This is a genomic window from Catellatospora sp. IY07-71, assembly GCF_018326265.1.
GTDB lineage: Bacteria > Actinomycetota > Actinomycetes > Mycobacteriales > Micromonosporaceae > Catellatospora.
The window spans coordinates 5,167,128-5,192,001 of sequence record NZ_AP023360.1; the positions used below are offsets into that span (position 1 = coordinate 5,167,128).

The following is a 24,874-nucleotide window of genomic DNA, read 5'->3' on the forward strand; positions in this document are numbered from 1 at the left end:
CACACGAAACCTGACGGCCATGAACCGGCGGCGGATCCGGACCAGAGTGGCGCGGCGCATGCAGCGCGGGCTGCCGTTCGTCCACACCGCACGGTGTGCGCGTGCGTGAAAGTTACCGAATCGCCCTGATGCCGGCGGGGCCGAGAGTCCGTCACCGGCCGACGGCGGCCCGCAGCTGAAGCTCGGCGGCTTCGGCTTCCGGTGGCTGCGCCTCATCCGGGACACGTGACGGATCTCGCCGGCGGTCATGCCGCGGACGGCACAGGTCTCAATCCTCGTCCCGCATGAGCCGGTCGAGATCTTCCGGCGGCATCTTCTTGATCTCGTCTTCGAGCCGGCGGCTGTAGCGGCGATCGTTGGCGTTCAGGCCGTTGCCGCTCTTCCGCCTGCCGTAGGTGTGCAGGAAGCCGCCCAGCTCCCTGCGAATACGGTCCTCCCGCCGTGACATGACCTCACGGTACGAGCGCCGCCCGCCGGACGCCACGGCTTAAGGCCAAGGGCGACAGGCGGGTCCCGGCCGACATCCGACCCGGCCGTGCCCGCTGCGTTCCCGTCACCGAAGAAGACAACGCGAGGCCGAGGTCCACCCGATCATCGCCCCCACGGTTGAGCCGGCCGGTCCGGCTCGACGGCCGTCCGGATCACCGCAGGATCTCGCTTCCCAAGCTGATCATCCCGGGTTCTCAGCTCGGAGGTCAGCCTGCAGACGACGCCGGAGCAAGGCACGTCCGAGACCCACGGCGTAGCCCATGGCGATCACCATGTGGACGATCGGCAGCCACCGGCCTTCTACCAGATCGTGGAGTGACGCCACGACACCGAACGCGCACATGCCCGCCGGCCAGATCCAGAACGGCGCCTTGTCGATCGACTTCATGGCCAGGGTTATAGCCCGTCATGTCAACAGCGGGGAAGATCATGCCGCCGTGATCTCCCGCGTGGCCGGGGCCGCCACACCCGGCTGGTTCCCGGCAGCGGCAGCCTTCCAGGCCGACACCGAACCGCCGGTGCCGGCACAGGGCAGTCTCATGCGGAGTGAGGACGGCCTACGGCATGGAAGTGTTCCGTGGACGAGATGATGGTCCAGCTGCGTGTGCCGGACCCGCGCTGTCGAGCGCCGCGTTGGTCTGGAGGTGCCCATCGAAGACGAGCGCGGCTCGCGTGGGGCCGGCAAATCGCCGCGCTGACGGGGTCGCCCGCGGCGGCCTAGGCGATCGCGGGCGGGTCCGAGGGGCCGGGGCCGCCGATTGTCAGCAAGCCCGTGAAGTGCAGTTTTGTTTCATTTGATGCGTATACGATGTTGTTGCGGCCGCACTTGGAGACCCATCGCCATCCGTTTTCCGCTGATGACAGACAGACGGGATCCGCAATGACTAAAATGTCGCACTCGCGACGTCCGAGCGCTCGCGGCCTGGGGCATCCTTACCATGCGTCCACCATCCCGAGCCGCCGAAGAGCGCCATTGATGGCGCTACGCCTGCGCCGTACCGCCTTGCTGGTAGTGGCAGCCGCCCTGACCGCGCTGCCGGCCGCCTGCAGGTCCCCCTCGGACACCCCGGCTGCGTCCAGCGCGCAGGCGCTGCCGACCGCAGCGGCCTCACCGTTCCGGGCCGCGACGTCCGTGCCGGCCGCCACCTGCGCCGAGGTCAAGAACGCGATGGTGGTAGGCACGATGGACCCGTATCGCGCGTACGGCGACGAGGGTGCGCCCCTGACCGAGGGCATGTTCTCGGGCCAGGACGGTCTCACACTCGCCGTGCAGGAGCCCTGCGCCACGGGCGACCTCGGCGGCGGGCTCGGCACGACCACCGCCGGCACCATCATGAGCAGCGTCGTGAACACCTCTGGCCGCTACTGGGCGGTCATGCTCTGCGGCAAGCCCGTCGAGCGGGCCCGGTGCGTCGTGCAGTTCGAGCTCGACGATCGCGAACCTGTCGAGAAGGTCAGCATCGCGGATGGGAAGCTCACCCAGGTCTACCTGACGCGCCCCAGTGATGCCGGTACGGCCACGCTCAGCATCCGGCGCACCGCCGTGTACGCCCTGGACGGCGACGTCCTCAAGGAGATCTCCCGCACCGACGAGCCCTACAAGCCCTGACCGGACGCCCGGGCCTTCATGTCTGCACCGGCGCGCAGGGAATCCCTCCCTCCTTTCTGTGGCTCCTGTGTCAGTGGTCAAGCCGTCTTGTTCGTCTGCTGCTAGGCGGGCGCCGCATGAAGCGCATTGTGCTTCGGTCAGCAACAGTTGCACGAGTTCATGCGTGCGCCAGTCGGTGGCTGTTCAATACGAGCAGACGCCACAGAGGCCTCGCCTCTTCACGTCCAATGAAGAGCTTGAAGAATGCCCCAAGTGGGTACGCCGGAAATCCTGACGATTATCGGATTTTCACTGGTGCCGGACCTACCATGACTCGTAGCACTTCGGACTGAATGAGCCGGCGGATTCATTCCGGCGCGACGATGCGCCAGTTCTCATCTAAAACGGGGGATGATTACATGAAGGCCTTCATGAAAGAAAAACCGTCAGCACCGCTCACGGCGCTTGACTTGGAGCACCTGACGAGCACGGCACCACTTCCGGCCACCGAAGACATGCCCGCGGAGATCGCGGAGTTGTTGCGGCCGGATTCCGGCGTGTACATCCGTTCGGACCACAAGCCGACAATGGACTATTCACTTGAGCCCGTCGCGGGAACGGCCGACATGTGGAGGGTCATCGACAACGCAACGAACGGCGAGCTCCGGCTGACGATTCCCGGACTTGACCGCACCGAACTGCAGCCTGAGGAACGGGCCGCGGATTCGGTGAGCGTCGAAGAGGCCGGCACGGACAGTCACCGCCCGCCATGGATCGAGCAGGAGTTCCTTCCCAGCCTCGTGCCGTTCCGCCTTTCGGCACAGAGTTCGGGCCTGCCGCAGGCGCAGGTGTTCATGGAGCCGAGGCCCAGGGTCATCGAGGCGGAGCGGCTGCCCTATCCGTGGTGCACGGTCGGCCGGATCGTCGTCAGGAGCTCTCTCGGCACGTGGGTGGGAAGCGGCGTTCTGGTGGGCCCGAACCTCGTCCTGACCGCGGGGCATGTCGCCCCATGGGGAGGCACGAACTGGTCGATGGAGTTCATCCCGGGCCTGCGCGAAGGCGACAGCAACCCTCGGCCGTTCGGAAGTTCCTTCGTCGAGCGGTACAGGGGATACAACACACCGGGCGAGGTCTCCGGATACGACTACGTCGTCTGCAAGCTGTACAACCCGCTCGGCCGGGCGCTGGGCTGGATGGGCACCCAGTGGTGGAGCAGCGAGAGCAGCTACGAGAGCCGCAGTTACACGTCGTCCGGGTATCCCGCGAGCTTCGGCGGCAGGCCCGCCGTTCAGTTCGCCGTCGGCATCCGGGACATCGACAGTGACAGTCCAGGGATCGAACTCGAAACCGTCACGTACACGTCGGGCGGATGGTCGGGTGGTCCGCTCTGGTTCTTCGCCGGACAGAGTCCCACCATCGTCGGCACGCTGAGCGGCTCCGAGAAAGACGAATTCGATCCACGACGGGATGTCTACGCCGGCTACATGGCCATGGTCGACCTCGTCATATTCGGCTTGGACAATTGGCGGCCCTGAGCCGTCAGCAGTGTCTCTCAATGCACCTATCGGGCAACAACAAGGGAAAGAGAGGAACACCATCATGGCAGATTGGAAGCTTGGGGACTGGAACGGCAACTCCGCATCCGGCAACGGGGATGGTGCCGCCCACGCATCCACCACGGGGCGATATGTGGTGGTCTTCAGCGACGAGGTGCGCGGTGATCACGCGGCGACCGCAGACGCTCTGCGGGCGATGACAGGTGTGGCGAGCATCGCCAGCACCCGGGACTTCAGTGCCGGCGCGCTGGATTTCGACCAGGCGGCCGCCGCGGACGCCATCGTGTTCGCCGAACTCGGCATCGCGGTGGTGGCGGCTGAGCCGGACCAGGCCGCTCGGTTGAGCGCCGCAGGAGCGGCCGACCATCGGATTCTGGCGGTGGAGCCTGAACGCATCCTTCACGCGATCACGGAGGCGCCGCCGGTGCCGTCTTCCTACCTGCTGGGGTACCGCGATGCGGTCACCGACCTCTGCGACCGGGTGATCGCCACCGCGTCAGAGACGACGAGGGCTGCGAACGGGCTCGGGTTCGCCGACACACCGCTTCTGACCTGGGGGCTTCAGGCGACGAAGGCGAGTACGTCCGGTCGCACCGGCCAGGGCGTCTCAGTGGCCGTACTCGATACGGGATTCGCCCTCGGTCACGCCGACTTCGCCGGACGCCAGGTCATCGCCCAGTCGTTCATCCCCGGCGAGTCACCGCAGGACGTGCACGGGCACGGCACGCACTGCATAGGCACCGCATGCGGTCCGCCCACCCTGTCCGAGGGCCGCCGCTACGGCGTCGCCGGCGGAGCCCAGATAATGGTCGGCAAGGTTCTGAGCGACTCGGGCAGCGGCACCGACACCAACATCCTGGCCGGCATCAACTGGGCGATGGTCAACGGCTGCAAGGTGATCTCGATGTCGCTGGGCGCGGACATCCCGACCGTGTCGTTCGCATACGAGCAGGTCGGCCGGCGTGCTCTGGAGGCCGGCTCGCTCATCGTCGCGGCTGCGGGCAACAACGCTCGCCGCAAGTTCGGCAACCCGGGCTTCGTCGGCATTCCGGCCAACAGCCCGTCGATCATGGCTGTCGCGGCGGTCGACGAAATGCTCGACATCGCCCACTTCTCCGCTCGGAGCAACCCGGTTCCGGGAGGCCAGATCGACATCGCCGGACCGGGCGTGAACGTCTACTCCTCATGGCCTACGCCGCCGCACAAGGCCATCTCGGGTACGAGCATGGCGACACCGCATGTGGCCGGTATCGCGGCATTGTGGGCGGAGGCCACCGGTGAGTCCGGCCGCGGGCTCTGGAAGGTTCTCACCCAGGCCGTTCGTGAACTGCCCCTGCCGGTGCAGGACGTCGGCGCCGGTCTTGTCCAGGCGCCGCAATGACCAGGTCACGGGCCGCAGCGTCAGGGTGGGTCAGGCCATGAGCGACCGGATCACAGTGAGCGTCAATGATGATCACGTCACCCAGATCGACGACCTCGCAGAGCGCCTTCGCACTGCCGGCATGCGAGTTGATCAGGTCCTCAGCGCGGCCGGGATGATCACAGGAGCGGTGGACCAGGACAGGCGCGCCTCGATCGCTATGGTGCCGGGCGTAGCCGCAGTGGAGGATGAAACATCGTTCCAGCTTCCACCACCTGAGTCGGATATCCAGTGAGCTGAGCGTTGACGCGGCAGTTCCGGCTCAGTTCCGGCTAGAGATCAACTGGCGGACACCTTCTAGGGGTGCCCGCCAGTTGATCTATCTGCCTGAACGCGGCATCCGGGCGGGCGGCCGTGGAAGTCGGTTCGCCAGTGTCGGAGGTGCCGGATCCGCCGGGCCCGGCGCCTCTCGCGCTATGACCCCCGGGGCCGAGCGTGTCGACCGCGCGGGGAGCATAGGTAAAAACGGAGCTGAGCCGCTCTCTGGGCAGATGCGAACGGCGCCGAGAAGTGCCGAACGGAGTTGATCAGGGACTGCCCTGCCGTATGGCCGTCTTGCTCGGGCGGGGCCGTTCGGTGCAGCGCGCCGGCGTCGGTGCCTCCCGGTGATTGCCGGTGTGCGGGGTTGCCGGGACGAAGCTAGATGAAGCGGTATGAATTATCCATGAGAACCGTCATGAAACGGACACGGGGGGCGTGTGCGCGGCCGCCCTCGGAGTGCGCTACGCTGTACGGGCTGCCGCGGTGAGAGATCATCTCGGCAACGGGCTGTAGCGCAGTTTGGTAGCGCACTTGACTGGGGGGGCTGGACGCCACCGTCAACGGAAGCCGGATCCGATTCGGAAACTCGCAGGTCGGCGGCATTCCTGATGCTCGTAACAAGTGGCGAATTCCTACCTGCTCATTACCGTGGGAGCATTGTGGGAGCGCAAGATCGACGGACACGATCAGGCCGAGTTCGCACCGCGAGGGATCACCCCGTCCGGCCCGATACCGTATATGGTGGGTGGCACATGGCTACTTATCGAAGTCCCGCAGTGCTGCTGTCCGCTGACGGCACGAGAACGTCCGGCACCGCCGCCCTTTTCACCGAGCCTGGGCGTAAAGGTGGCATCCCGCCGTGGGCGGGCGATTTCCGTCTCGCTGCCGATTCCGCCGAGATCAAGAACCCGGTCGGCAGGATCTTGACGCTGGAGATGCCGGACGGGCGGTCCGGCAAGGTCGTTGTGCAGAGCCGCAAAGGCGGTTCGAAGAACATCGTCCTAGCCCTGCTGGGCGAGGGCCTGGCCCCGTTCTGACCGATCCCGGTCAGCCGGAGGTTGATTAGCGCGGTGCGCGTCGCTGGGATGTCAACGGCGGTCCGGCCTTCACCCTCACCGCCGATACCTTGGCGGCCAAGCCGCCTCGCCCTGCACCAGGCGAGACTGGGCTCCGCGTACCACACCAATTGTGAGAGTGCCGGCCGCGCAATGCGGGCGGCGCTCTCACGTCCAGAGGTGCCGTTGCATTGCTGGATCGGTGGATGCGTCGAACCGCTGTCGTGTCCGCGGCCAGATCGCCCGGGCGAGAAGCGCCGGGTCGAAGCCGGCAGTCGCATACGAGGCGGCAACGGCACTGGAGTGCGACGAGCAGCGAAGATCAGCATATGCGGATGCTGGGGAAGGCCTCTCGAGGAGGCCAGGAGGCCCACGCGCGCGACGTCCTCCGGTTACGCGCTCTGGCCGAAGACAACCCACTGCGAATTCGTCCCCGCCGGACCCTTGGCCTGGCAGACCGACTCGAAGCGGTCGTGGTGGTAGTCGAGCCGTTCATTGCGCTCGGCTTGCTGAACCCGCTGCCATGCGCCTTGGCTTACGGTCCACCAACTGCCGTCGGTCTTGGCGAAGGTGTTGATCGTCGAGGACATCGGAGTGACGAGGCCTTGCTGCCATCGCGCCACCATCGCCTCGTGCGTCATTTCCGTCAATGCGCTCACATCGGGGCGTACGGGCGGAAAGTTTCCGGTAGGCACAGTGGCATCCCTTACGGAGAGGCGGGTTTCCTCGAACTATGCGCGCGCTACGACGAACCGGCAAGCCTTTCGAGGACCCGATGTGATCTCAACGGCGTCGTCCCCGGCTGGACGCGGCTGTGGGCTCTGACGTAGAAGGGGCGTGCCGGCAAATACCTTGCCGGTCGTGGGCGCGTGTAGGGCTCAGTATCCCCGTACCTGCGTGACCTGCCACTTCGTGATGATCTGTGGGGCGCGCTCGTACTCGGTGACCGTAGCGCCGACGCGTATCAACGCAAAGTAGCGACGGATCCGGTGCCACACCTACGGGCGGGGTAGGCAGCGGCATGTCATGATCCCTCCTACCAGCGTTGGCGACGAGCCGGCGCTTCCCGGTCGCGATCAAGCCGTACGCTGACGCGTTTGTTCTTGATGGTCGCGGTCCGAAGCGCGTCGATGACGTGGTCGGCCGCCGCCGCAGGGACCTCGACCAGCGAGAACCGGTCGGCGATCTCGATAGCGCCGATGTCGCGGCCGGCCAGGCCCGACTCCCCGGCGATCGCGCCGACCAGATCCTGGGGGCGTACACCGTCGCGGCGGCCGAGCCCGATGAAGAGCTTGACCGCACCCGCCGCGGTACGGGCGCCGCGGGCGCTGTCGCGGCGGCCGGCACCGGGGCCGGACCGGTCACGACGGTCGGCGGGCGGCTCGGCGATGTCCGGGATCGTCTCGTCGTCGGGTGCGTTGCCCATCGTCTCGTGAGCGAGTTTGACGGCGGCCAGTGCGACCTCGACGATGTCGAACTCGTCGGCCAGCGTCTCGACGACGACCCGGAACCGGTCGAAGTCGCCTTCGAGCAGGTTCTCCTGCAGGGCGGCGCGGGTCATCTCCAGCCGGCGGGAGCGCATGTCGGCGACGGTGGGGATCTTCTCCATGGTGATGCGCTGCTTGGTGACCCGCTCGATCGCCTTGAGCATCCGGTGCTCGCGGGGTTCGGCGAGGGTGACGGCGACGCCTTCGCGACCGGCGCGGCCGACTCGGCCGATGCGGTGCACGTAGGCCTCCGGCGCCGACGGCACATCATAGTTGATCACGTGGGTGAGCTGCTCGATGTCCAGGCCGCGGGCGGCGACGTCGGTGGCGACCAGCAGGTCGGCGGTGCCGGCGCGCAGCCGGCCCATCACCCGGTCGCGCTGCTCCTGGCTCATCCCGCCGTGCAGCGCCTCGGCCCGGAAGCCGCGGCCGTTCATGGTCTCGGTGAGCTGGTCGACCTCCTCGCGGGTACGGCAGAAGACGATCGCGGCCGCGGGGGCTTCGACGTCGAGCACCCGGCCCAGTGCGGCCGGCTTGTGCGCGCGGGCCACCACGTAGGCGCTCTGCCGGACCTTCGGCGACTCGCCTGGCGCGGCAGCGGCCCGGCCCATCTGGATCCGGATCGCGTTACGCAGGTAGCGCTTGACCAGACCGTCCACCCGCGACGGCATGGTGGCCGAGAACAGTACGGTCTGCCGGGTGTCGGGCGTCTCCTGCAGGATGGCCTCGATGTCCTCGGCGAAGCCCATGTCAAGCATCTCGTCGGCTTCGTCCAGCACGACGGTGCGCAGGTCGGCCAGCCGCAGCGTGCCCCGGCCGATGTGGTCCAGGGCCCGGCCGGGGGTGGCCACGACGATGTCGACGCCGCGCCGCAACGCCTGCAGTTGGCGGCCGATGGGCTGGCCGCCGTAGATGGGCAGCACCTGTACGCCGAGGTCGCGGCCGTAGCGGTGGAAGGCTTCGGAGACCTGCACGGCGAGTTCGCGGGTCGGGACCAGGATGAGCGCCACCGGATCGGTGCTCTTGCGGCCCTCGATGCCGTCGGCCCACTGCTGCAGCACCGGCAGTGCGAACGCAGCGGTCTTGCCGGTACCGGTGGCGGCCTGGCCGAGCAGGTCACGGCCTGCCAGCAGCGGTCCGATGGCCTCGCGCTGGATCGGCGTCGGTTCCTCATAGCCGAGCGTGGCCAGCGCCTTCAGCAGTTCGGGCCGCAGTCCCAGGTCGATGAAGGCGGTGGTGTCCTCGGACGAGGTCCGGGTCTGTTCCTGGGACATGGCGGGCTTCCTGGCTCGGCGATCCGGGCTGCTTGACTGGAGCTACTCGGACAAACTGTCATAACAACAGTAGCGCCGCGGTTCGGAACGCTCGTACACCGGCCCGCGCGCATGGTCATGAGGTGGGTCTGATGCGTTGAGCGTCGGCATGATCAACGTCAGCTTCCAGCAGTGAAGTCGTCGCCCCGCCCACGGGCGCGGTGGGTCTGTTGCATTTGAGCGTTGGCATGTTCCAGGCACATTCGAGCGGTGAATTCCTCGCTCCGTTCACGTTCGTGGCTGCCTGCGAAGTCGGCGTTCGCCGGGTTCCGGTTCCCGCCGGAGCGTGGACCGGACCTTCTGCTCCTACGACGTGTGGGGCCAGGCTTCGGCGTCCGGGGCGGCGCCGTTGTGGCGGGCACCCAGCCAAGTGGAGTTGCCGCTGGTCAAGGTTCTGGCCGATGGCACCTACGCCTCGGTGGTGATCAACCCGAAGCTGCGTGGCGCCCGACGCGACCGCGTCCTCACCGCAGCGAAAGCCGGAGCCGAACTTGACCCGCAGGACGGATACCTGATGCATGTGATCGAGTACAAGTGCCCGACCGGGACGGCAACGGCGCCGGTGAGCTGATCGTGCTGATCACCTCCATCACCGATCCGCACGGCGCCAGGGCCGGCGAGCCGGCCGACAACTATCACCGACGCTGCGAACAGGAGACCGGCAATGACCAGCTCAAGACCCATTTGCACGGCCCCGGCAAGGTTCTAAATCAAGGCGGTAGGGACCTTACGAGCTGATTACCGTCCGCGGCGGCAATCGCCATTGAGGCAGGGGCGTCCACGAGACGCCGAGTCGGGCGTACAGCAGAGCGCGCATAGCTTGCTTGCGCGTGAACATGTGCCGCCCGGGTGATCGAAGAGCAGGCGTCCTTCAGCGCCGGCCAGTGGTGGGTCGGCAAGAGCCAGGGGCTCCGACTTGGGCTCGCCCAGGCGTGGTACGGTGTGTCCTGTTGCAGTTGTGATTTCCGAATGCTTCGCCAGCCTGGGGATCTGATTCCCTGGGCTTTCTGTGTATTCCCGGTCATCTCCGGATGTGGGCGATCAACGCCGCGACATCGAGGCCCGCACGGTGCGGGTCCGAATCCAGCCTTCCAAGGAGAAGACATGGCTGTCGGTACTGTGAAGTGGTTCAACGCGGACAAGGGCTTCGGATTCATCACCCCGGACGACGGTGGCGCGGATCTGTTCGCCCACTTCTCGGCGATCGCCTCGAGCGGGTTCCGTAGCCTCGAGGAGAACCAGCGGGTCGAGTTCGAGATCACGCAGGGCGCCAAGGGCCCGCAGGCCGCGAACATCCGCACCATCTGAACCACCGTCGATCGCGTGCCGCCGCCGCTCGGCGGCCGGCACGCGTCGGCATCGGGGCAGCGCCCGCCGTGAGGAGGCGCCCATGTCCACATCGTCGACGCGAGTCCGTACCGCAAGCCCGTACGCGCAGACTCTCTGAGACAGGTCGCCTGCCCGGCGGCCGTCCCGAACGGAGCCTTGTCTTGCCTGCGTCGACCAGCGCCCCGCTCGAACCCTTCGTCGCGTCCAGCGCCGACGGGTTCGACGGATTGCGCCTTGTGCATCTTCCGTTCGTACCGGAGATCCGCCTTCATCTGGCCGATGACGCGATCGTGCTGCGGGCCAGGTTGGAGGCGCAGGTCGGGCCGGGGCTCACGCCGTTCTGGGCGAACGCCTGGGCCGGTGGCCAGGCCCTCGCCCGGTACGTCCTGGACCACCCGCAGTCGGTGGCGGGCCGTCGGGTGCTCGACGTCGCGTCCGGATCCGGCCTGGTCGCCATCGCCGCGGCCAAGGCGGGCGCGGCCGAGGTGACCGCCAACGACATCGACCCGTACGCACTGGCGGCCGTCGCGATGAACGCCGCGGCCAACGGGGTCACCGTGGCGGTGAACGAGGGTGACCTGCTCGACGGCGATGGCGGCGACGCCGACGTGGTCCTCGCCGGCGATGCCTTCTACGACCCCGATCTCGCCGCGCGGATGCTGGGGTTCCTGCGCCGCGCCGCCGCCGCCCGCGACGTCCGTTTCCTCGTCGGTGATCCCGGCCGCGGGCACCTGCCTGACCGGTGGCTGACGGTGCTGACCAGCTATCTGGTACGCGGGCTGGGCGCCGCCGAGGACGCCGAGCTCACCGAGGTTTCGGTGTTCGGCCGCGCCGGGTAGCGCTCAGCGCCCAACGCGGCGAGCGCCTGGCCGGGCCCGGGCGGAGAAGGCCGGGCGCTGTTGCGTTCGCGGATCGTCGTGCATGGTGAAGCTCCGGTTCGGCGCCGAGTCAGATCGCCTTGGCGAGTTCGCGTACGCCGCGGCGGCCCGCCCGGCGGGCGGGGTGTCGATTGCGATCTCGTGGTGTCCACGGCGCAGGTTCTGCAAGAACTCATGCTCAGCGGTCACCACTTGCGCAGTCCTGTCGGTCTGGAGTCCGCGCATCGGTCTCAGCCGGTGTTTGAGCTGGCTGTGGATGGCTTCGATCGGGTTGTTCGCGTAGCGTTCGACGTGGTGCCACGCCTGCGGGACCAGCTCATCCAGCACGGGCGGGTAAACCGCCGCGGCATCGGTGAAGACCTCGGTCGGTGTCACCTTCAACGTTGACAGGGCCCGGCGGAAGAACCTGCGGGCAGCGTCGGCGTCGCGTCGGGCGGACACGAGCACGTCGATGATCTGACCATGCTGGTCGACGGCCCGGTAGACGTAGCGCCAGACCCCGCTGACCTTGACGTAGGTTTCATCGACGAACCACCGGTCACCTGGCGCGTCGAGGTGGTGGCTCAGCAGCGCCTGTTGGGCGGCGACGGTGAGGTCCAGGCGCAGGGTCGATCGAGACGCTGTCGCCGAAACCATTGGTGCGCCAGCACAGGAAGACCTCTGCGAGGTGGCCTGTGTTGGCGGAAGGCACGGAGGTCGTCGACGTCCTGCGCTTCGAGCGGGGAAGGATCGCGGAGAGCAACGCCTTCGTCGGCGCGCACCATGTCGCCGCCTTCGGCCTGGCCGCGACGCTGGAGCCCTAACGGGCGCAGGTCACCAGGCTGCACCAGCGGCGCATGCCGGCCTCGTCCAGGAACAGCCACCGGCAGTGCGAATCCGTGCAGGAGCGTACGGTCAGCCGGCGGGGGTCGGCGAGCAGTTCGGCAGCACTCCAGGCGGTGGCGTGCAGGGGCAGCCGGAGTCCGGCGTCCAGGCTGGGCCGCCAGCGCCCTCCGCCGGTCTCGTCGCGGGTGTACTCCAGCGTCTTGGCAGCCGCCTCCGCGGCTCTGGCGACCGCGTCGAACGCGGTGTGGTCGGCGGGCCCGCTGAGGCAGGCGTACACCTGGGCGCGAAGTGTCCGCGCCTGCTCGAGGGTCCGGTCGGCCTCAGCCGGGTCGCGGCCGGCGAGCGTGAGCAGGCGCGTGACCGTCGGGTCGTCGGCGAGCCCGATGTAGCCGCACCACACGGCGAAGGTGTTGTAGCCGCGAAGCCATTCGGCGCCGGGTGGGGGTGGTGTCGGGAGACCCCAGCCGGCGAACGTGTTGCAGAAGTCGAGCGCGGGATGCCCGCCGACGGTCCAGGGCAGCACCTCCTCGCGGATCCGCACCTCGTACACCGCGCGGCGTGGCTGGTCCATGCTCGCATCGTTGCGGAGGATGCGCCGGTGCAGTTCTTGCAGGTCGGGGCCGGGGTCGACGCCGAGTTCGGTGGCCAGGGCCTTGCGGGTGGCCTCGTACAGCAGCAGGGCGTCGGCCTGGCGGGCGGCGCGGTAGTGGGCGGTCATCAGGACGCCGACGAGCCGTTCGCGCAGGGGATAGGCGTCGGCGAGCCCGGCCAGGTCCTTGCTCACGCGGGCGTGCCGACCGAGGGCGAGCTGCGCCTCGGCGCGCATTTCGACGGCGACCAGCCGGGCCTCGTCGAGTTGCCCGTCGAGCCGGTGCCGCAGCGCGTCGTCGGCCACGTCGGCCAGCAGCGGTCCTCGCCACATTCGCAACGCGCCGTCGAGCAGGGCGGCTCGCACCGCGGGATCAGCGGCGTCGATTCCTTGCTGCACTGTGCGGTGGAAGTCGGTGACGTCGACACGGTGGTCGTCGGCCTCGACGAGGTAACCGTCCGCGCGCGTGGTGATGCGCACTCCGTACGGGCTCAGCGCGGCGCGTAGGCGGCCCACATAGGTGTACACGGCACCGCGTGCCGAGGCCGGCGCGGTGTCGTTCCATAGCAGGTTGATGAGGCGGTCGATGGTGACCAGGCGTCCGAGGTCGAGCAGCAGCAGGGCCAGCAGGCAGCGTTCCTGGCGGCGGCTGGCGATCTGCACGAGGCGGCCGTCGTGACAGGCCTCGAATGGGCCGAGCAGGCGGAACTCCATACCGCTAGGACGCTCGGGCGGACCGGAGTGGTTGACCTTGACGCCTGTCGAGGAGGTGGTGAGGCATGCCTGAAAGTCGGCGTGTCGCCGCCGTCGGACCAAGCGATTCAGCCTATTCGCCACTTTTCGATGGTCAGGCCGTGGTGAGCCGGCCGCGCCAGGCTGTCCCGGCACGTGACGAAACAACAGGAAGGAAGCGTTCGTGCGTCGAGCAGTCATCGCGGCCGCGGTCGTGGTCATCGCGCTGCTGGCCGGGACCGCGCCGGCTCAGGCCACCGGATCGGCCGGCGGAGCCGGTGCGCACGGGGGCTGGGTGCCCGCCCCGTCAACCGGCTTCGAGCAGCCTGCCGGGGCTCGCTGCGACTTCGCCATCCGCAGTGAGCCGATCCGGGACGAGGTGCGCAAGCTCGTCCTGGACACGTACGCCGACGGCGCGCCCAAGCGCGAGGTGTACGCCGGTGACCTCATAGTCAAGTTCACCAACTTGGAGACAGGGGCGTTCACGGAGGTCGACGCGAGCGGCACGGCGATGGTCGACTACGGCACGGACGGGTCCATGACCTATTACGTGATCGGCCCCGTGATTTTCGGGTTCCGGGCGGACGGCAGCACCTTGCCGCGCGGCATGTGGTTGATCGACGGTGTCTACACGGTCGCGTTCACGCCCGCGTACCAGAAGACCCTCACGATGGTCCACGGCACCACGACCAACCTCTGCACGCTCGTGGACTGAGCGACACGTGGCCGGGTGGCACGGCGCACCCGGCCACGCGCCGCTCGCGCTCGGATCGAGTGGCCGGCGCGCCGCAGGTCGGCGATCATCACCCGTTCGTCCTCGGACAAGTAGGGATCGGAGATCGCGATCGGCTCCTGCTCGTTGATCGGCGGATACGTCCGCTCATCGCCAGCCGAGTTCACGATCGTGCGCCCGTATCGCCACCGGGTTCCGGTACGACGGTTGACGCCAACCTCCCGGCAGCGCTTCGGAGTTGTTCATGCCCTGTGCCATCAGGCGGAGATATTGATCTCGCTTCTCGGTCAGCGGGGCGGGTCCACGGGTCTTGCGAGTTCGGCGATTCGGGTTCATTGCAACACCTCCGGGGGTGGAGTGTTGCGACCACCTGTAGAACCCAAGGTCCCAGGTGGGGCCACGAGCCAGTATCAGCGCCACCCAGCGGCACCTGGAGGCCCGGGGTGGCCTTACGTCACGGATAGCCACCCAGCCTGGGCGAATCCGGCGGACCTCGCGACTCGCCTCCTTGGCCAATGCGTGACTCCGCCACCAGCCCGTACGCTGCTCCGAGCCGAGCCGAGGTGGCAGCCAGTGGCCGACAGACCGCGGTCACAGTCAGTCCGGTTCTGATCTGCGGACCCCCTTTCGGCGGCGGGCGGGGAGTCGAGGCTGGCCAGCAGCGCGACGCCCAGCCCGGCCCTGGGCAGCGTCGATGACCCCGGCCAGGTAGCCCCACTCCCCGACGATGGCGGCCGTGCGGTCGGCACCGGCTTATCGACCGCATCGAGGCAGGCGTCTTCGAGTTGGACCTCGGGGACTAGCCAGGCCGAAGAGTCCCAGCCATTCCGAGAAGACGTTCCCCCAGGTCGTTTCGCATATCTCGGGTGCCTTGGTTTCGTCGGTGCGGCACACTGCGGCGGTGGAGAGCTTCCGGTGCGCAAGTTGCGGAAACGTGCTGAGCATCCTGGTGCAGTTGGTGGAGTTGCCGGCGGGACCGCACTGGTCGCTGCTGGACCACCACCATGTCAATCCTCCGCTGCTCGACCCCGGAACCTACGCGGTCGATGAGGCTGCGTTCGGTCGTGACGGGGTCGTCGGCACCTTCGTGCTGTCGCCCGGCGACGTGCGCGGGACACGATTCGTCCACGACCTCGTGCTCACCGGCTGCTGGTCACTGGTCGGATGGAGCCCGTGCGTCGCCTGCGAGCAGTGCGGTGCACTGGTGGCTTCCCGGACCGATGACTGCCACGCTGCTCAGGAGACGCGTTTCTACCCTGACATGGTGGTCCGGGAGAGCAGTGACGTCGAGGTCGCGCGCGCCGATGAACCGTTCGCGCTGATCGCCGACTGGGACGAGGCTGCGCCGGATACCAGGCAATACGGCTGGGTGCCCAAACCTGTCCGCCCGCGGCCGGCGCTCACCGCGACGCGTTGGGGCGGCCGAGGTGTGAAATCACATTTGTACAGAGACGATCCACCGGCCTGACCGTGCTGGCCGCGGACGCCCGGATCCGCTTCGGTCGCGAGTTGGTCTTAGGTATGCGCACGGCTTCGGTTGCCTAGCCCCAGCTAAACGTCAGGCCAAATAGTGGTACATCATGACATGAGAGACCCGGGGCACCGGCTGCGCGGCGCGCACTCAGCCAGCGGTCAAGTCGAGGTCCCACGAACCACGCAGATAGCAGAACAGCGAGGGTGGCTCATCGCGCGACCGTGCGGCCGACCAGGCGTCCGTGATCTCGGTCCATACGGGTTCGGCCGGATCAATGTTGTGGCCGAGGATTTGGTACGCGAGGTCGTCGCCGTTTCTGGCCGCCGACACCAGTACGTCGTAGGCGGCCATGTCGGCGCCGCGGCCGTGCAGCATGAATGCCAGGTTGGTCGCGGCGGCCGGATCGCCGTCAGCGAGCGCACGGCGGAACATCGCTTCCGCTCGGTGATCTTCTTCGATATCGGCCAGGACATTGCCGAACGCGTTGGCCGCTCCTGGTACGTCGTCGTCGACTGCCCGCGAGAGCAACTCCTCGACTTCCATGATGACGTCCTGCCAGTCGCGGCCGCTCTCATGCCACAGGAACTCGGCCAGCCGCACCAGTGCAGGCCGATGGCCGGCGGCTATCGCATCGCGTAGGAGCCGCTCGGCCTCTCCGCCCCGCCCGCCGTGTGAGGCAAGGTCATCAGCTCGATGGAACCACAGCTGAGAGTCGTTCACGCCGGACACAATATGCGGCTTCAGGCAAGCGTGACTCATGCACGCGAGCTGTCCGAGGCCATAACATCGACAGTCGCCTCATGAACAGCACTCTGACTGGTCGCCTCAGAACATGCCCGCAGCCCTGTCATACCCGGCCTGCAGGATCGTCGCCATGGCAGCCACCAACCGGCTCGATCGCTACCCGGTCGACGAGCAGGGCAACCTGGAGCACTACCCCAGCCGAATCCACACTTGGGGAAAGGTCGAGCGAGACCTGGGCCAGTTATGGTCCGAAGGCAACGAGCCCTTTGCGGCGACGCTGAGCCTCGTGTCGGGCAACCGGGGCCGCTCCGCGGCGTACTTCGTGTGGCGTGACGAGGCCGGACGGACGTATCCGATGTTCATGACGGACCTCGTCGACGTGCTCATGTGCAAGCTCGTTGACCGCGGCGCCGTCAGCGGGCTGTGGCAGGTGCGCAAGCGCGGCCAGAATTACGGGCTCGCGCTCGCCACGGCACCGCGCGACCACGACGCATAACGGGTCCCGGCCTGCGATCGCTCAGTCCTGTGAGTGACCCGGGTCGTGTGGCCGGACGCCGGCTCGGAAGCACCAGTTCCCGCGCTGGGCTTCCGTATCCGCACTGGATGACGCCGAGCCGCAACGTCGCGACGGCGACCTCCTGGCGAACGACGACGATCCGGCTGACCACGCGGGAGCCGTACCGCCGGGCGGGTGGGGGTCACCCGAGGCGTGACCTGAAGGCCGCAATGGTCCGCCGCGACGTGGTGTCGAAGGCCAGAACGCGGCCTTCCGCGTCCCACACTGCGACCAGTCCGGCCTGAGCGTGCAGCCCGCGCAGTGCCGCGGTGAGCATCAGGTCGGCCAGTTCGCCGTAGGCTCCGGTGGCCACCGTGGCGCGGTCGGTGCCGATGATCGCGTACACCTCCCCGCTGGCGAGCAGGCCGACGTCCTCCCCGGACAGGTCTTGCAGGACGCGCCAGCGTTGTTCGCGCAGCATCCGTACCTCGTTGCCGACGTCGGCCAGGAACTCGCCGGTGGACAGGAGCACCGCCTGCCGGACCCTGTCGATGGCGGCCGGTGGTCGGCGGCGCAGGACCACCTGCGGTAGATCCCATTGCCACAGCTCGGCCCGCTGCCCGCCCGGAGGCGTGACCAGCGCCGACATCGCGGTGGCCGATCGGGCGAACATGTGCAGCGTGTGCTGCGCGTCCAGCTCCCGCCACGTGACGCGCGGCTCGTCGTCGACGGCTGCGAACGCGATGCCGTCGGCGTCGGTGTACGTCAGGTGGTTGCCGTCGTAGGAGGAGGGCAGCCGTGTCGCGCGCAGGGCCGTCCAGCGCTGCGCGCGTCGAGTGGCCAGGTCGAGCCGGTGTAGTTCGACGGCGCCTTCGGCGGCTGAGGCCACCAGCACGTGGGTGCCGCGGTCGGCGGGGATCAGCCGGTGTGCCGGCAGGTCCCAGCGGGCGACCGTGCGGCCGTCGGGGCGCACCAGCCGCACGCCGTGGCCGCCGTGCGCGAGCAGGATCAGGCCGCGTGAGACGGCCACGGCGTCGTGCACGGGCAACTGCCCGCCGCGGCCGGACGGCATCGCGAGGCGCAGCGGTTGCCCCGCCGGCGGGGTGGTGGGTGGGGGCAGGTCGGCGACGGTGACCTGGTCTGCGCGGCTGGTGAGCGCGTCGCGGGTGCGCCGTCCGGCCGCGTCGGTGTGGCCACGGGCCAGCCCGCGTACGGCGGCGGTGGCGATCCTGCGGTCGGCGGCCGCCGTAGCGGCCGGCACTGCGCTGAAGACTTCCAGGAATGCCGACCGTGCCGGATCCAGCTCCGGGTCGGCGCGGTCGAGCAGCGCCAGAGCGGTTTCCGCCGCGGTGGCGTCGACACTGAGCAGGTAGGCCAGTGCCCCGGCCCCGTCGGGGCCGCCGGTGGCCATCGCCGCCTGGATGTCGGCCACCGCAGCAGGCCGCAGCGCCGGGTCGGGCCAGGCGGCGGTGACCGCGCCGAGATGGTCGCCGGCCTGGCGCCGTGACCGCGCCCACGCGGTACGCAGCTCCCGGGCGAGCACCTCGTCGGTGTTGCCGAGCCGGTCCAGTGCCTGAGCGAATGCGCCACGTGCCAGGGCGACGTCGACGGCTCGGCGGTGGTCGCCGGCCCGCCACCACAGCCGCACCACCAGTGCGGGTTCGAGCCGGCGACCTTCGGCCAGCTCGGCGGCGGTGTGGAAGCGTCCGTGCCGCTCCAGCAGGTGCACTGCCTCGGTCGGTGCGTCCAGCAGGTCGGCCAGCACGTAGGCGGCTTTGTCGATCTCCCCGGCGCGTTCCAGCTCGGCCGCGGCGTGCTGGTAAGCGTCGCGGAACATCTCGTCGATTCCGCTGACACCGAGCGCTCGGCCGCCGTGGCGGCCGTGCGGGGTCGGCGCGAGCATGCCCTGCCAGCTGCGGGGCAGTCCCAGGCTGAGCGCGGCGCTCAGGCCACCCAGCGGCACGGCCGCCCGCAGCGCGTGTTCCCAGTCACGGGCGGCGAAGGCCCGGCGCACCTGGTCCAGGTAGGCCAGGTGGTGGCGGCGGATCAGCGGGCCGGCCGGTCCGGCGAGCGCGAGTCGTGCGGCCAGCCGCTGCCACAGCGGCTCGCGGTGTGGGCCGCCTGCGCTGCCGTGCCGGGCACGCACGTTGCCGTCGCGGCGAGCGCGGGTAGGGCGGTTTCGTGCGGGCCGGGTCGCGCCGCGGATGCCGAATAGCAGGCCGGCCACGGCCGCGGCGATCAACCCGGGCCATGCCGTCGCCGGGTCCGCCGCGCTGGCAGCCAAGCCGACGAGAAGCACTGCCGCCCCTACGCTGGCGGCGGCGACGGCGAGGGCGAACAGCGCGTGCACGGCCCGCGGCACCCAGCCGGCGGTGCCCAACGGCCTGGGTGGGCTGCCGGGCAGGCCTGCTGCGGCGCGCAGCTGCAGCGTCGGAGACGGCGGTTCCGGCAGGGGTTCGGGCTCGGCAATGGGCAGGTCGAGCGGCTGCAGGCGATGGACCGGCAGTCCGCCGAGGTCGACCTCCGGGTCGGCGGCGGGCAGGTCGTCGAGCAGGTGCCGCATGCCGTGCGGAAGGAGCACCTCGCGGGGCTGCGGCTGGCCGTGCACGCCGTACGCGAGGAGCCCGCCACCGTGGGCGGTCAGCGGTGTGCCCAGCGCCAGCTCGGATCGGACGCGCACCGGCGTGGGCAGTTCGAGCAGCCAGCGGCCGTCGGGCAGGTGGCGCAGCACCGCGCCGGGCTGCCACAGCTCGGCCGCCCGCGTCCGGGCCTCGGCCGGGCCGACCAGCAGGGGATCGAGGATGAAGCCCGATGCCGACACATCGCCTCTCATGGGCGCTGCCGCCATTCCCGCAGCACCCGGTTGGCGTCCAGGTCGGCCACCGCGACGACGCCATCGCGCTGAGTGAAGGCGAGCCAGGGCCGGTTCGGGTGCAGCGACGGTCGCGGGCCGCCGTGCGACCAGCGGGTCAGCGCCCGGGTGGCATGCTCGGTCACCTGCCGCACGATGTGCCCGCCGGGAGAGAGCGCGATCGCGGACAGCTCACCGCCGATCACGGTCACGCCCAGCAACTCGCCCGAGGGCCGGAACTCGTGCCCGCTGGAGGTGGTCCAGGTGCTGCCGTCGTCGCATGACCAGGCGAAAGAGCCGGCCTCGTCCGGTGCGAGCAAGGCCAGCCGGGGCAACTTCGGCTGGTCGCCGATCCGGGTCAGGCCGTCGACCGAGCGGGCCAGCAGCGGGCCGCCGACGGGCCGGCTGCGCGCGGCCACGACGTCGCTGGGCTCGACCTCGCCTGCGCGGGTCAGCCGCCACCAGCGGCCGCCCAGTTCGGCGAGCAGGCCGCCGCCGTGGACGTACACCGGCCGCAGCGGTCCCTCAGGGTCGCAGGTGAGCCCGTCGCGCGGCCAGCTGGAGCCTGCCAGCTCAGGCAGCGGCTTGCCCGCGACCTCCAGCCGGATGCGGCCGCCGTCGGCGGCGATCAGTGCCAGCACCCGCCGGCCCTGCCGCCATGCGCTGAGCACCGGCCGGCTGAACCGGTGCCGGCGCAGCCGTCCCTCCAGCAGAGGCGCGGACACGACCGTGTGATCGTCGTCGCCGCGTGCCAGCAGCACCGGTGTGCCGTCCGGGAAGACGGGCAGCCGCAGCCATGCCGCATCCACCTTCGTCGTGGCGGCCGTGCGGGCCGCCGACGGCGGAGCGGCGAACCCCTTGCCGCGCAGCACCCGCACCGCGATGTCCTGCGGCGGCATGGGCAGCACGAACCGGCGCCCGTGGTACGACACGCGCACGTCGGCGACACCGGTGTCGGTCCAGGTGCCTTCCTCATACGCGACGGTGCGCCGGTGCCCGACCTCACTGGCGACACCGGGCGCGGTCAGCAGCCACGTCTGCTCAGGCAGGTCGGCCAGCAGCCGGAGAACCAGCGCCGGATCGGGCACGCTGCGCCCGCGCGCCTTCACGAACGAACGCACCAGCTGGTCCAGCCCTCCGCCGTACGCGGTCGGCCGGCCCGGCCCGAGCACATGCAGCTCGAACGATGCGCCCCGCACGGCGGCTTGCCGGTGCAGCACCAGCAGGGTCGCCAGCTGGGCCAGCCGGGGCGCACCCCACATCAGCGGACCGCAGTCCACCACCGCCACCACGGTTCCCGAGTGCGCCGGGCGCAGGGTGGCGGGGGACAGGTAGGTCAGCTCGCCGGTGGCCGCGCGGCGCAGGAACTCATCAGGCAGCTCCGCCGCGAGCAGCCACTCCAAGACGAGCATCCGGCTCGGGTCGCCGCGCGTGGACAGGCCGTCGTAGCCGTCCGGCACACCGCCGGCTGCGGTGGCGAGGTCGTCGGCGGTCAGCAACTCGGTGATGCGGCGTACCCAAGGGCCCAGCGCCAGCGCCACGTCGGCGTAGAGGACCGACAGCTGCTGCGCCCACGGTGCCAGCGCCGCCGGCAGCCCGCTCACCGGGCCGTCTCCAGGGCCCGAAGCCGGTCGGGATCGACCGGCCGTCGTGGCAGCGGCCCGCCGAGCAGCGCGTCTGGCAGTACCACCACCAGCTCTTCGCGGCAGCGGTGGAGGGCTTCCCGCGCGACGAGTTCGGCGGGCAGGTCGGGCCGCAGGGCGGTCGGCAGCAGGACGTCGGCCTCCCAGCCGACGTAGCGCACCTGCGGCGCCCACGGCAGGTCGGCCTGCGCGCCGAGCACCAGCAGCCATCCGCTTGCGGCGCACGCGCGCAGCCTGGACACCGCAGGATGCAGACGGGTACGCGCCGCCAGTCCGGCAACCGCCTGCCCGGTGGCGAGCACCGCCCCCGCCGGCAGGGGCGGCTCGCGGCGCTGCCAGGCGGACACGGTGAGCGCGCCGGTCACGGTGCGACCAGGCCGACCAGCCGGCCGCGTACGTCGCGCAGCACGTCGGGCACCTCGTCGGCGGGGAAGCCGGCATCGATCTCCCGCAGCATCGCCTCCAGCCGCAGCCGGTCGTCGCGGGTCGGCTCGGCGCCGTCCAGCTGCGCGAGCAGGCGGTGCCCGGCGCCCGCCAGCCGCTCGGCGCGGGCCAGCGGGCCGCGGGAGTACTCCTCGGCCGCGTGCCCCAGGGTGCTGCTGGCCGAAAGCTTCAGCAGGTCGGCCAGCACCTCCCGGGCCTGTGCCTGGTCCTGCTCGGTCGGGGCCACCAGCGGCAGCACCCACAGGTCCGCCGGGCCGGCCACCTGCCGCCCGTCCAGCGCGGCGGCGGCCGCGATCAGCCGCTGCGTGCGCACCGCACGCCGGTCGCTGAGCCCGATCCCCGCCTCGCGCATACGGCGCAGCGCTGTCGCCAGCAGCGGCCGGACCTCGCCCAGCGTGCACCGGCGGGCTGCTGCCGCAAGCCGGTCGACCGCAGGCAACACACTGCCGCCGACCTGCTCGCCGGTGCTGTCCCAGCCGCGCTCGAGCAGCTCCTCCAGACCGGCGTCGGACACCGGATGCACGTGCACACGCGCGAGGAACCGGTCGGCGAACGCCGCCAGCGCAGGGTCGTCGGGCAGCGTGTTGGCCGCGCCGACACACACCCGCAGGGGGCTGGCCAGCACGGTCGCGCCACGCCGGAACACCCGCTCGTTCAGCAGGCCGAGCAGCGCGTTGAGGATCGCCGTGGAGCCGGTGAAGATCTCGTCCAGGAACGCGATCTCGGCGGCGGGCAGCATACCGGCCGTCTCATACGCCATCACACCGTCCCGCAGCCGACGCAGGTCCACCGGGCCGAAGATCTCGTTCGGCTCGGTGAACCTGCCGATCAGGTACTCGAAGTAGGTCCCACCCAGATGCGCCGCAGCCGAACGCACCGCCGCCGACTTCGCCGTGCCGGGCGGGCCGACGACGAGCACATGTTCCCCCGCCACCGCGCACAGCGCGACGACCTCGGCGATCAGTTCGCGTTCCACCAGTGACGACCGGGCGGCCGTCATGGCGGCACAGATGGCCTGTGCGTCGGCCGCAAGCTGCTCAGAGGGGGTGAGAGTCACCGGGGGAGTATAGGGAACAGATCATGGACCCGGCGCCCCGATAAAGGGTGGCCGGGTCGGCTCGCCGTCGTCCCGGCTTTAGGCGCTCCGATGGGGGCCTCGCGCAGGTGAGCACGCATTCGGCGCCGCTCCCATTTGCCGCACGGCTGCTGTGTCGTACAGCGGTGTGAGACTGCCGCAGTGCTGGAGCGACTCGACAAGATCGACTGGGCGGGCCTGACCCACGCCTACGGCCCTGCGCACGACGTGCCGGACCAGATCCGCGACCTGTCCTCCGCGACCGAGGGTGTACGTGCCGCGGCGCGCAACGCGCTGTACAGCAACATCTTCCACCAGGGCACCCGCTACGAGGCGACCGCCCACGCCGTGCCGTTCCTGCTTGAGCTGCTCGCCAACGAATCCGTCGCAGACCGGCCCGCGCTGGCGAGAATGCTGGCCGCGATCGCGATCGGGTACGACGAGAGCTGGCTGCCGGGCACGCTTCCGATCGCGGTCATGCGGGAGCAGGCGACCGGCGGGGACGCGGTACGCGCCGCGGCGCCGACGCCGGGCGACCTCGGCTATGACGACGAGAGCGAATACCTGTACGTCGAGTCGTTGTCCGAGCAGGACCGGATGCAATACTTCAGGCACATCGAGGTCGCCGCCTACGACGCGGTCCGTGCCGGGGTACCGCTGCTGCGCGAGCTGCTGCGCGACTCTGATCCGGAGCTGCGCACCCAGGCCGCGTACGCGCTCGGCTGGTTTCCCGAGGACGCGGCCATGAGCGGACCAGCGTTGCTGGCGGCAGCGATCACCGGCCCGGAGGATGGCCCAGAGCAGGTGCGAGCGGCCGCGGCAGCCCTGGTCGCGGCCGGTCTGCTCGGCCATCGCCCATCCGCGGACCTGATTACCGCGCCCGACGCACTGCTACGCTGGGCGGCCGCTGTCGCCACCGGCCTGGCCGCAGGCGACGACACACCCGACGCCGCCGTCGCGGAGCTGCTTGGTTGGACATCGAGTGGCCACCGTGACCGGATCCCGTTCCTCGGCGGGAACCTGGCCGGGCTGGCCGGCCTCGTGATCGAGCGGCTCAACGGCCGCCACGCAGCGCAGACCTTCGAGGCACTGCTGCGCACCATTCCGGCCGTGAGCGGGGTCGAGGCGATGCCAGTGGTGGCATCCGCCCTGCGTATGGCCTTCCCCCAGCTTCCCGTCCCGGAAGGCATCCCGTACGCCGAGCTGACCGATGACCAGCGCCGGCTGCTGTCCGTGCTGGCCGGATCGCCGAGGACGTGGCTGCTCGGCGAACACCAGTTCGGCAACTTCCTCCTGATGCTGGCCGGCTGTGAACTGCCCGCCAGTTGCGATGAACTGCAGACGTACATAGACGGCGGGACGATGCCGGCACGCCGATGACGGGTCAGGAATGGATGACGAGGTGACGGGACGGCTTAGTTCCGAGCCCCCTTCACACGTCCAGGCCCATCCTGCCGACCGGTGCCGCGCGGCCCGACGCGTCGACGTGGTGCCGGGGCAGCGGGTGGCGGAGTGGGAGCAGCACTGCTCCCTGAACAGATGCCGAACAGCGCTGAGGAGCACTGAACGGCGCTGATCATGGTTTGTGAGGCCCGTTGGCTTTTGTGCGTGGGGCGGGAGCGCTTCGGCGCATCGCGCCCGCCCAGGTGCCGTCCGGAACGCCGGTTAGGCAGGCTTGTAGGATGATCTAGACAAAAGTGGCCGAAACATCCAGCGGGAATGGCATGAAACGGACACGGGGGCCGTGCGTGTGCCCGGGTTCGGAGTGCGCTACGCTGTACGGGCTGCCGCGGTGAGAGATCATCCCGGCAACGGGCTGTAGCGCAGTTTGGTAGCGCACTTGACTGGGGGTCAAGGGGTCGTCGGTTCGAATCCGGCCAGCCCGACAGCGA

Annotated in this window: 24 protein-coding genes, 1 tRNA gene and 1 pseudogene; 15 read left to right on the forward strand and 11 right to left on the reverse strand. The window is 69.6% G+C overall.

Annotation, left to right across the window (positions count from 1 at the left end):
• Positions 1-268: 268 nt before the first annotated feature.
• The gene (locus CS0771_RS22860; protein ID WP_212842902.1) at positions 269-448 is read right to left on the reverse strand and encodes a hypothetical protein; all 180 of its coding nucleotides are present in this window, start codon (positions 446-448) and stop codon (positions 269-271) included.
• A 222-nt stretch (positions 449-670) separates the two neighbouring features.
• Positions 671-877: a hypothetical protein gene (locus CS0771_RS22865; RefSeq protein ID WP_212842903.1), complete on the reverse strand. Its 207-nt coding sequence runs from the start codon at positions 875-877 to the stop codon at positions 671-673.
• A gap of 588 nt (positions 878-1,465) precedes the next feature.
• Between CS0771_RS22865 and CS0771_RS22870 the strand changes: the two genes are divergently transcribed.
• The 5 genes from CS0771_RS22870 to CS0771_RS22890 all read left to right on the forward strand — a co-directional run bounded on the left by CS0771_RS22870 (position 1,466) and on the right by CS0771_RS22890 (position 6,351).
• The gene (locus CS0771_RS22870; protein WP_212842904.1) at positions 1,466-2,098 is read left to right on the forward strand and encodes a hypothetical protein; all 633 of its coding nucleotides are present in this window, start codon (positions 1,466-1,468) and stop codon (positions 2,096-2,098) included.
• Positions 2,099-2,496: 398 nt separating this feature from the next.
• Positions 2,497-3,612, forward strand: a complete 1,116-nt coding sequence (locus CS0771_RS22875; protein WP_212842905.1) for a serine protease — start codon at positions 2,497-2,499, stop codon at positions 3,610-3,612.
• 64 nt (positions 3,613-3,676) lie between these two features.
• Positions 3,677-5,014, forward strand: a complete 1,338-nt coding sequence (locus CS0771_RS22880) for a S8 family serine peptidase (protein WP_212842906.1) — start codon at positions 3,677-3,679, stop codon at positions 5,012-5,014.
• Positions 5,015-5,051: 37 nt separating this feature from the next.
• The gene (locus tag CS0771_RS22885) at positions 5,052-5,288 is read left to right on the forward strand and encodes a hypothetical protein (protein ID WP_212842907.1); all 237 of its coding nucleotides are present in this window, start codon (positions 5,052-5,054) and stop codon (positions 5,286-5,288) included.
• Positions 5,289-6,090: 802 nt separating this feature from the next.
• Positions 6,091-6,351 (forward strand): hypothetical protein, encoded by a 261-nt coding sequence (locus CS0771_RS22890; RefSeq protein WP_212842908.1) that lies wholly within the window; start codon positions 6,091-6,093, stop codon positions 6,349-6,351.
• Between the two features lie 410 nt (positions 6,352-6,761).
• Here CS0771_RS22890 and CS0771_RS22895 read toward each other — a convergent pair whose 3' ends face one another.
• On the reverse strand, positions 6,762-7,064 hold the full coding sequence (locus tag CS0771_RS22895) for a hypothetical protein (protein WP_212842909.1): 303 nt from the start codon (positions 7,062-7,064) through the stop codon (positions 6,762-6,764).
• Between the two features lie 341 nt (positions 7,065-7,405).
• Entirely contained in the window at positions 7,406-9,130 is a 1,725-nt protein-coding gene (locus CS0771_RS22900; RefSeq protein WP_212842910.1) for a DEAD/DEAH box helicase, read from the reverse strand.
• Positions 9,131-9,455: 325 nt separating this feature from the next.
• On the opposite strand from CS0771_RS22900, the gene CS0771_RS22905 reads away from it, so the two are divergent.
• The 4 genes from CS0771_RS22905 to CS0771_RS22920 all read left to right on the forward strand — a co-directional run bounded on the left by CS0771_RS22905 (position 9,456) and on the right by CS0771_RS22920 (position 11,337).
• Complete coding sequence (locus CS0771_RS22905) at positions 9,456-9,740, forward strand: hypothetical protein (protein WP_212842911.1); 285 nt, start codon at positions 9,456-9,458, stop codon at positions 9,738-9,740.
• A 2-nt stretch (positions 9,741-9,742) separates the two neighbouring features.
• Positions 9,743-9,907: a hypothetical protein gene (locus tag CS0771_RS22910; protein WP_212842912.1), complete on the forward strand. Its 165-nt coding sequence runs from the start codon at positions 9,743-9,745 to the stop codon at positions 9,905-9,907.
• Between the two features lie 366 nt (positions 9,908-10,273).
• Positions 10,274-10,477 (forward strand): cold-shock protein, encoded by a 204-nt coding sequence (locus CS0771_RS22915; RefSeq protein ID WP_212842913.1) that lies wholly within the window; start codon positions 10,274-10,276, stop codon positions 10,475-10,477.
• 182 nt (positions 10,478-10,659) lie between these two features.
• Positions 10,660-11,337, forward strand: a complete 678-nt coding sequence (locus CS0771_RS22920) for a methyltransferase (protein WP_212842914.1) — start codon at positions 10,660-10,662, stop codon at positions 11,335-11,337.
• A 109-nt stretch (positions 11,338-11,446) separates the two neighbouring features.
• Here the strand turns inward: CS0771_RS22920 and CS0771_RS22925 are convergent.
• Positions 11,447-11,922: pseudogene (locus tag CS0771_RS22925) on the reverse strand (DDE-type integrase/transposase/recombinase); the annotation flags it as partial.
• A gap of 131 nt (positions 11,923-12,053) precedes the next feature.
• Between CS0771_RS22925 and CS0771_RS39290 the strand changes: the two are divergent.
• The gene (locus tag CS0771_RS39290) at positions 12,054-12,179 is read left to right on the forward strand and encodes a hypothetical protein (RefSeq protein ID WP_256442829.1); all 126 of its coding nucleotides are present in this window, start codon (positions 12,054-12,056) and stop codon (positions 12,177-12,179) included.
• Here CS0771_RS39290 and CS0771_RS22935 read toward each other — a convergent pair.
• Positions 12,176-13,504 carry a BTAD domain-containing putative transcriptional regulator gene (locus CS0771_RS22935; RefSeq protein WP_212842916.1) on the reverse strand — a complete coding sequence of 443 codons (1,329 nt, stop codon included), beginning with the start codon at positions 13,502-13,504 and terminating at the stop codon, positions 12,176-12,178. The genes CS0771_RS39290 and CS0771_RS22935 overlap by 4 nt on opposite strands.
• Before the next feature lie 202 nt (positions 13,505-13,706).
• Between CS0771_RS22935 and CS0771_RS22940 the strand changes: the two genes are divergently transcribed.
• Entirely contained in the window at positions 13,707-14,237 is a 531-nt protein-coding gene (locus tag CS0771_RS22940; RefSeq protein ID WP_212842917.1) for a hypothetical protein, read from the forward strand.
• Positions 14,238-15,189: 952 nt separating this feature from the next.
• Positions 15,190-15,723 (forward strand): hypothetical protein, encoded by a 534-nt coding sequence (locus tag CS0771_RS22945; protein ID WP_244870965.1) that lies wholly within the window; start codon positions 15,190-15,192, stop codon positions 15,721-15,723.
• A 153-nt stretch (positions 15,724-15,876) separates the two neighbouring features.
• Here CS0771_RS22945 and CS0771_RS22950 read toward each other — a convergent pair whose 3' ends face one another.
• Positions 15,877-16,449: a hypothetical protein gene (locus CS0771_RS22950; RefSeq protein ID WP_212842919.1), complete on the reverse strand. Its 573-nt coding sequence runs from the start codon at positions 16,447-16,449 to the stop codon at positions 15,877-15,879.
• A 154-nt stretch (positions 16,450-16,603) separates the two neighbouring features.
• Between CS0771_RS22950 and CS0771_RS22955 the strand changes: the two genes are divergently transcribed.
• Entirely contained in the window at positions 16,604-16,969 is a 366-nt protein-coding gene (locus tag CS0771_RS22955) for a hypothetical protein (protein ID WP_212842920.1), read from the forward strand.
• A gap of 202 nt (positions 16,970-17,171) precedes the next feature.
• Here CS0771_RS22955 and CS0771_RS22960 read toward each other — a convergent pair whose 3' ends face one another.
• The 4 genes from CS0771_RS22960 to CS0771_RS22975 are packed head-to-tail and all read right to left on the reverse strand — an operon-like array spanning position 17,172 to position 22,964.
• A complete protein-coding gene (locus CS0771_RS22960) occupies positions 17,172-19,802 on the reverse strand; it encodes a bpX6 domain-containing protein (RefSeq protein WP_212842921.1) in 2,631 nt (876 codons plus the stop codon).
• Positions 19,799-21,424, reverse strand: a complete 1,626-nt coding sequence (locus tag CS0771_RS22965; RefSeq protein ID WP_212842922.1) for a hypothetical protein — start codon at positions 21,422-21,424, stop codon at positions 19,799-19,801. Before CS0771_RS22965 ends, CS0771_RS22960 begins: the two co-directional genes overlap by 4 nt.
• Positions 21,421-21,828: a hypothetical protein gene (locus tag CS0771_RS22970; protein ID WP_212842923.1), complete on the reverse strand. Its 408-nt coding sequence runs from the start codon at positions 21,826-21,828 to the stop codon at positions 21,421-21,423. Before CS0771_RS22970 ends, CS0771_RS22965 begins: the two co-directional genes overlap by 4 nt.
• Positions 21,825-22,964 (reverse strand): AAA family ATPase, encoded by a 1,140-nt coding sequence (locus CS0771_RS22975; protein ID WP_212842924.1) that lies wholly within the window; start codon positions 22,962-22,964, stop codon positions 21,825-21,827. The genes CS0771_RS22970 and CS0771_RS22975 overlap by 4 nt, the downstream gene beginning before the upstream one ends.
• A 180-nt stretch (positions 22,965-23,144) precedes the next feature.
• Here CS0771_RS22975 and CS0771_RS22980 point away from each other — a divergent pair, with 180 nt between their 5' ends.
• Together CS0771_RS22980 and CS0771_RS22985 are read left to right on the forward strand one after the other, a co-directional pair.
• Positions 23,145-24,362 (forward strand): HEAT repeat domain-containing protein, encoded by a 1,218-nt coding sequence (locus tag CS0771_RS22980; RefSeq protein WP_212842925.1) that lies wholly within the window; start codon positions 23,145-23,147, stop codon positions 24,360-24,362.
• A gap of 432 nt (positions 24,363-24,794) precedes the next feature.
• Positions 24,795-24,868: transfer RNA gene (locus tag CS0771_RS22985), tRNA-Pro, on the forward strand.
• Positions 24,869-24,874: the final 6 nt, after the last annotated feature.